The sequence below is a fragment of the Nonomuraea zeae genome (assembly GCF_005889725.1).
In the GTDB taxonomy this organism is placed as follows: domain Bacteria; phylum Actinomycetota; class Actinomycetes; order Streptosporangiales; family Streptosporangiaceae; genus Nonomuraea; species Nonomuraea zeae.
Genome location: NZ_VCKX01000453.1, coordinates 1 through 7,194, shown reverse-complemented (window position 1 = coordinate 7,194; position 7,194 = coordinate 1). Strand labels below are relative to the sequence as shown.

4 protein-coding genes are annotated in these 7,194 nt (G+C 69.3%); 2 read left to right on the top strand and 2 right to left on the bottom strand.

From position 1 onward, the window contains the following. Window positions 1-52 precede the first annotated feature (52 nt). A complete protein-coding gene (gene dnaE, locus ETD85_RS58570) occupies window positions 53-3,580 on the bottom strand; it encodes a DNA polymerase III subunit alpha (RefSeq protein WP_138698460.1) in 3,528 nt (1,175 codons plus the stop codon). Between the two features lie 223 nt (window positions 3,581-3,803). On the opposite strand from dnaE, the gene ETD85_RS58565 reads away from it, so the two are divergent. Together ETD85_RS58565 and ETD85_RS58560 are read left to right on the top strand one after the other, a co-directional pair. Further along, window positions 3,804-5,183 (top strand): amino acid permease, encoded by a 1,380-nt coding sequence (locus ETD85_RS58565; RefSeq protein WP_240780117.1) that lies wholly within the window; start codon window positions 3,804-3,806, stop codon window positions 5,181-5,183. A gap of 204 nt (window positions 5,184-5,387) precedes the next feature. Then, on the top strand, window positions 5,388-6,374 hold the full coding sequence (locus ETD85_RS58560; protein ID WP_240780116.1) for an SGNH/GDSL hydrolase family protein: 987 nt from the start codon (window positions 5,388-5,390) through the stop codon (window positions 6,372-6,374). Between the two features lie 186 nt (window positions 6,375-6,560). On the opposite strand, the gene ETD85_RS58555 is transcribed toward ETD85_RS58560, so the two are convergent. Continuing rightward, window positions 6,561-6,905, bottom strand: a complete 345-nt coding sequence (locus ETD85_RS58555; protein ID WP_240780115.1) for a chorismate mutase — start codon at window positions 6,903-6,905, stop codon at window positions 6,561-6,563. Between the last annotated feature and the right edge of the window lie 289 nt (window positions 6,906-7,194).

The following is a 7,194-nucleotide window of genomic DNA, read 5'->3' as shown; positions in this document are numbered from 1 at the left end:
GACCCCACCCCCGCGGGCCGGCCCTCACGTCCGCGGCCGTACGAGAGAAAGCTCACGCCCCCAGGCACGCCGGGCCGAGGAGCTGTTTGAGGTCGCCCATCAGCGCCGGCGACTGCGTCACGCGCAGCCGGTCGTCCACCCTCAGGACCGTCGTCTTGGGCCCGTTGTGCACCTGCAGATGCACCTCCGACGTGCCCGGGTGCGTCGTGAGGATCTCCTTGAGCCGCCCCACCACCGGCGGCGTGCACCGGGTCAGCGGCAGGCTCACCAGCAGCGGCCCGCCCGCCTCCTGCGTCAGGTCGGGCGCCGTCACCTCCATGGCGATGATCTTCGCCACGTCCTCGCGCTTGTCGATCCGCCCCTTGACGAACACGATCGCGTCCTCGGCCAGGATCGTCGAGCACAGCTGGTAGGCCGACGGGAAGATCATCACCTCGATCGACCCTTCGAGGTCCTCCAGCTGGGTCAGCACCCAGGTGTCGCCCTTCTTGGTGACCTTGCGCTGGACCCCGCTCAGGATGCCGCCCACCGTCACCACGTGCCCGTCGGCCCGGCTCTCGTCCTGCACGGCCGCGATCGAGCAGTCGGCCCCCGCGGACAGGATGTGCTCCACCCCGAACAGCGGGTGGTCGGACACGTAGAGGCCGAGCATCTCCCGCTCGAACTGCAGGAGGGTGTTCTTGTCCCACTCCCCCACCGGGATCTGCACGTCGAACGTCTGGTCCTCGCCGCCGTCGATCGCGCCGAAGAGGGAGTCCTGGCCGATGGCCTCGTTCTTCTTGATGTCGATGATCGCGTCGACGGCCTGCTCGTGCACCATGACCAGGCCCTTGCGCACGTGCCCCAGCGAGTCGAACGCCCCCGCCTTGACCAGCGACTCGATCACGCGCTTGTTGCAGACCAGAGCGGGCACCTTGCGCAGGAAGTCCTTGAACTCGGCGAAGCGGCCCTTCTCCTTGCGCGCGGAGATGATGCCGTCGACCACGTTGCCGCCCACGTTGCGGACGGCCGACAGGCCGAAGCGGATGTCGGTGCCGCGCGGGGTGAAGTCGAAGTCGGAGTCGTTGACGTCCGGCGGGAACACCTTGATGCCCATGCGCCGGCACTCGTTGAGATAGAGGGCCGACTTGTCCTTGTCGTCCTTCACCGAGGACAGCAGGGCGGCCATGTAGGCGGCCGGGTGGTTGGCCTTGAGGTAGGCGGTCCAGTAGGAGACCAGGCCGTAGCCGGCGGTGTGGGCCTTGTTGAAGGCGTAGTCGGAGAACGGCAGCAGGATGTCCCACAGCGCCTTGATGGCCGCGGCCGAGAAGCCGTTGTCCTGCATGCCCTTCTCGAAGAACTCGAACTGCTTGTCCAGCTCGGACTTCTTCTTCTTGCCCATCGCGCGGCGCAGCAGGTCGGCGCCGCCGAGAGAGTAGCCGGCGACCTTCTGGGCGATGGCCATGACCTGCTCCTGATAGACGATCAGGCCGTAGGTCGTGTCGAGGATCTCCTTCAGCGGCTCCAGCAGCTCGGGGTGGATCGGGGTGATCTCCTGCTGGCCGTTCTTGCGGAGCGCGTAGTTGGTGTGCGAGTTGGCGCCCATCGGACCGGGGCGGTAGAGCGCGAGGGCGGCGGAGATGTCCTCGAAGTTGTCGGGGCGCATGAGGCGCAGCAGCGAGCGCATGCCGCCGCCGTCGAGCTGGAAGATGCCCAGCGTGTCGCCCCTGGCCAGCAGCTCGTAGGCCTTGCGGTCGTCCAGCGGCAGCTTCAGCAGGTCGATCTGCTCGCCCGTGGTGGACTCGATCATCTTCAGGCAGTCGTCGATGATCGTGAGGTTGCGCAGGCCCAGGAAGTCCATCTTGAGCAGGCCGAGCGTCTCGCAGGTCGGATAGTCGAACTGCGTGATGATCGCGCCGTCGGAGTCGCGGCGCATGATCGGGATGTAGTCGGTCAGCACCTCGGCCGACATGATCACGCCCGCGGCGTGCACGCCGGTCTGCCTGATCAGGCCCTCCAGGCCCTTGCCGAGGTCCATCGTCGCCTTGACGTCGACGTCTTCCTCGTAGAGGCGGCGCAGCTCACCCGCCTCGGCGTAGCGCGGGTGGTCCTTGTCGAAGATGCCCGCGAGCGGGATGTCCTTGCCCATGACGGCCGGCGGGAACGCCTTGGACACCTTGTCGCCGAGCGCGTAGGGGTAGCCGAGGACGCGGCCGGCGTCCTTGATGGCAGCCTTCGCCTTGATGGTGCCGAACGTGGCGATCATGGCGACCTTGTCGGCGCCCCACTTCTCGGTCACGTAGCGGATCACGTCACCGCGCCTACGCTCGTCGAAGTCGATGTCGACGTCGGGCATGGACACGCGCTCGGGGTTGAGGAAGCGCTCGAAGATCAGGCCGTGCGGGATGGGGTCGAGGTCGGTGATGCCCAGCGCGTACGCCACCAGCGACCCGGCCGCCGAGCCACGGCCGGGGCCGACGCGGATGCCGTTGTTCTTCGCCCACATGATGAAGTCGGCGACCACGAGGAAGTAGCTCGGGAAGCCCATCTGGACGATGACGCTCAGTTCCTTCTCGGCCCAGGCGCGGTGCTCGTCGTCCACGCCCTCCGGGAAGCGCCGCTCAAGACCCTTCCAGGTCTCCTGCCGGAAGAACTGCTCCTCGGTCATGCCGTCGGGGATCGGATAGGTCGGCATGAGGTTCTTGAACTCGAAGAACCCGGTCGGATCGACCTTCTCCGCCACCAGCAGCGTGTTGCGGCAGCCCTCGGCCCACAGGGCCGAGGAGTCGACCGCGCGCATCTCGTCGGCGGTCTTGATGTAGTAGCCGCTGCCGTCGAAGCGGAAGCGGTCGGGGTCGGAGAGCTGCTTGCCGGTCTGGATGCACAGGAGGGCGTCGTGGGAGGCGGAGTCGGACTCGTAGGTGTAGTGCGAGTCGTTGGTGACCAGCGGCGGGATGTTCAGCTCCTGGCTGATCCTGGTCAGCCCGTCGCGGACGCGGAGCTCGATGTCGAGCCCGTGGTCCATGATCTCCAGGAAGAAATTGTCCTTGCCGAAGATTTCCTGATATTTCGCGGCGGCCTGGAGCGCCTGGTCGTACTGGCCCAGCCGCAGCCGCGTCTGCACCTCACCTGAGGGGCACCCGGTGGTGGCCATGAGGCCGTCGGAGTGCTCGGCGAGGATCTCGGCGTCCATCCGCGCCCACTTGCGGACGAACCCCTCGGTGTAGGCACGCGAGGACAGCCGCATCAGGTTGTGCAGGCCCGTCTTGTTGCGCGCCCAGATCGTCATGTGGGTGTAGTAGCCACCCGCGGAGACGTCGTCGCGCTTCTGGTGCGGCTCGCCCCACAGCACCGGCTTCTTGTTGTGGCGCAGCTCCGGCGCGACGTAGGCCTCGATGCCGATGATCGGCTTGATGCCGGCGCCCGTGGCCTGCTTGTAGAAGTCGTACGCGCCGTGCATGTTGCCGTGGTCGGTGATCGCGATCGCGGGCATGCCCAGGTCGCCGACCTGTTTGAACATCTGCTTGAGCCGGGCGGCCCCGTCCAGCATCGAGTATTCGGTATGGACGTGCAGATGGACGAACGAGTCGCTGGACGACATGGAGCGGCGCCTCCTGGTCTCGATGTGGTGTGCGATCTGACTCTAGTGGTCCCGGCCGACATCCCGGAGCCGCACCGCCCCCGTCTTCCGCCCTGTCTCGCCCTCTTCCGGACCGGCCTCCGCCCCGCCGGATCGGCCCTCGCCCGGACCGGCGCGCCGGGACCTCCGCGATCACCGGCACCGATATCGTGATGGTCACCGCCAGTAGTTGAGGAGACACTCGGTGCGCACGCAGTCAGACGAGGGATACTCGCACGCGCTCGGCAACCGCCAGGTGCAGATGATCGCCATCGGCGGAGCGATCGGGGTCGGCCTGTTCCTCGGCGCCGGCGGGCGGCTGGCCGCCGCGGGTCCCGCGCTCGTGCTCTCCTACGCCGCCGCAGGGCTGGCCGCGTTCTTCGTCATGCGGGCGCTCGGCGAGCTCGTGCTCTACCGCCCGGCCTCGGGGTCGTTCGTCGAGTACGCCGGGGAGTTCATCGGCCCGTGGGCGGCGTTCGCCAGCGGCTGGATGTACTGGATCAACTGGGCGTTCACCGGCATCGCCGAGCTGACGGCGATCGCCCTCTACGTCCACTACTGGGCTCCCGCCTTCCCCCAGTGGCTCACGGCGCTCATCGCGCTCGGGTTCGTGGTGGCGGTCAACCTGCTGTCGGTGCGGCTGTTCGGCGAGCTGGAGTTCTGGTTCGCGATGCTGAAGGTCCTGGCGATCACGGTCTTCCTGGTCGTGGGGCTGGTGCTGGTGGTGTTCGCGGTGGGCGAGGCCGGGCCGCACAACCTCACCTCGCACGGCGGCTTCTTCCCGACCGGGGCGCCGCTGGTGCTGATGAGCCTGCAGTCGGTGGTGTTCGCGTACGCGTCGATCGAGCTGGTCGGCATCACGGCGGGCGAGACCGCCAGGCCGCACGAGGTCATGCCGAAGGCCATCAACGGCGTCGTGTGGCGCATCGCGATCTTCTACGTGGGCTCGGTGGCGCTGCTCGCCATGGTCCTGCCGTGGACCGCCTACCGCGCGGGCACCTCGCCGTTCGTGACGGTCTTCGCCGGACTCGGCATCCCGTGGGCCGCCGACGCCATGAACCTGGTGGTGATCACCGCCGCGCTCTCCTCCTGCAACTCCGGCCTGTACGCCACGGGCCGCATCCTGCGCTCGATGGCCGTGAAGCGGGAGGCCCCGCGCTTCGCCGGCAACCTGAGCTCCCGCTTCGTGCCGATGGGCGGCATCCTCTTCACAGCGATCATGTTCCTGGGCGGGGTGGCGCTGTTCTACTTCCTGCCCGAGCGCGCCTTCAACATCGCCACCGCCGTCGCCTCGCTCGGCGTGATCACCACGTGGGGCGTGCTCGTCTACTGCCAGCTGCGGCTGCGCAAGTCGGGCCACCGCTCGGCGTTCCCCATGCCCGGCTCGCCCTACACCAACTGGCTGACGCTCGCCTTCCTGCTGCTCGTGGTGCTGCTGATGCCGTTCGCCGACCGCGATCAGCTCGTCGCCTTCCTCCTCATCCCGGCCCTGGCCGGGGCCATCGCGCTGGGCTGGACGATCGTCAAGCGCCGTCGCGCCCCGTCCCCGGCCGGACCCGCCGCCCCGTCCCCGGCCGAGTCCTGAACGCGCATCGGCGCCACGCCCGCAGACCCCCGCACCGGAGGTGGCCTGCCGTCCTCGGGGTGAGATCCGGATGCCGGCCGCGCCCAGATCGATCACCGGCTGGGTAGGCTCGATGCCGCATCATGGAGTCGCCGCTCGGGGGAGGTCGCGCTGGACGGTGCGAGACGGAGGATCATCCAGACCTCGGCGGCCGCCGCCATCGGCGTGGCGCTTGCCCTGCTCTGCCTGCCCTTGGGCGTCTATCCCAAACTGGCCTGCGCCGTCCTGGACGCGGGCTGCCCGGCGGACGGGGAGCCGCGCGGGCGGCTCCCGCAGGTCACCCGGCTGACGGCCGTCGAGGTCGCGCAGAGCGGCTCGTACGTCGCGCTCGGCGACTCCTACTCCTCGGGCGAGGGCGTCTACTTCCTGGACAAGGAGCCGGTCAACGACGGGGCCGACCGGTGCCACCGGGCGACGGGCTCGTACGTGCCGCTGGTGGCCCAGGCCTACCGCTTCGGCGGCGGCACCGCCTTCTACGCCTGCAGCGGAGCCACCTCGCGCCAGCTGCTCTCCGGCCAGTACGGCCAGCAGCCGCAGATCAGCCGCGTCGGCCCGGACGCCAGCCTGGTCACGCTGAGCATCGGCGGCAACGACGCCGGATTCACCAAGGTGCTCACGGGCTGCATCGTCAAGCTGCCCTGGTCGGCGGCCTGCGTGGACCAGGACGCGGCGGTCGCCCGGCGCATCGAGCAGCTGCGGCCCAGCATGCTCCAGGTCCTCGGCGAGCTGCGCGCCCGTGCGCCGAACGCGCGCATCATCGTCCTCGGCTATCCCCGGCCCTTCCCCAAGGAGCCCGTGGAGGACGTCGACAACCTCACGGCGGAGGACCAGCGCTGGCTCAACGGGGTGACGCGGCGGCTCAACGACGTGGTGGGGTCGGTGGCGGCCGAGTTCGACCGGGCGATCGCGGCGTTCGGGGGGCCGGGGAGCGTGGAGTACGTGGACGCGTACGAGGCCTTCACCGGGCACGAGGTGGGACGGCCGCAGCCCTACCTGAACGGGCTGCACGTGGACATGGAGGAGCTCAAGGTCGACGCGCGCAGCTACCACCCGACGGGCGAGGGCTACCGGCGCTTCGCCGACCTCATCACCAAGCAGATCGCCGCCGGCCCGGGCCGGCCCATGAACAACTTCCAGCTCGCCACCCCGTGACCTGACCGGCCACGACCACCCGGCGCCTGAACGGACAGCCCGGGTAATGGAGGGATCCGCCTCACGGGCGGGCCGGGCACCTTGCAGCCGTCCGCAGGCGGTGATCGGCAGCCGGTGACCTCGCCCGGCCTCACCCTCGCCGTCGCCTGGCCTGCTCGGCCTCGCCCGGCTTCGCTCAGCGTGGGCCTACCGCTCGGCCCGTTCCTCTGCCAGGTGCAGGCCCGCCTCGATGACGGCGTTCATGATGGGCGCGAGCCGAGCCTCCCCGAGTGAGGGCGCCCGCGACGCCATCCTCGCCACGAGTGCGCGCTCCCGGTCCATGTCGCGCCCGGCGAAACCGCCGACCGGCTTGAGCCGCTGCACGGTGCCCGCCAGCGCGGCCCGGCGCTCCAGCAGCGTGGCCAACGCGGCATCCACCCGGTCGATCGCCTCCCTGCACTCCGGGAGCGTGGCCGGCGACTCGTGCCGGAGCAGCGCGCCGACGACCGTCACGGCCTCCTCGGCCATGCGCAGCGCCGCGTGCTCCGTCACCTCCTCGTCCGCTCCGTGCGCTCCACCCGTTCCGTGCGCTCCACCCGTTCCGTGCGCTCCACCCGCTCCGTGCGCTTCGTCCACGTGCCTCCCCGCGTCCTCTCCGCCGCCGGCACCCGCAAGATCCTTGGGTCCCGCGAACTCCCGCGCCCCGCCACCGGCCAGGTCCACGGCTGTCTCTCATACACATCTCCGAGCCCACGAGCCCCTAAGACAACTCGTATGCCGTCTTCTGCTTGAAAAAAAACAACACAGGCCAGCAGCTGTTCGTCCCCCCTAATGACGGCCG

Coding starts and splice junctions, on each gene's coding strand:
- dnaE (WP_138698460.1), bottom strand. CDS start 3,580: ATGTCGTCCAGCGACTCGTTCGTCCATCTGCACGTCCATACCGAATAC.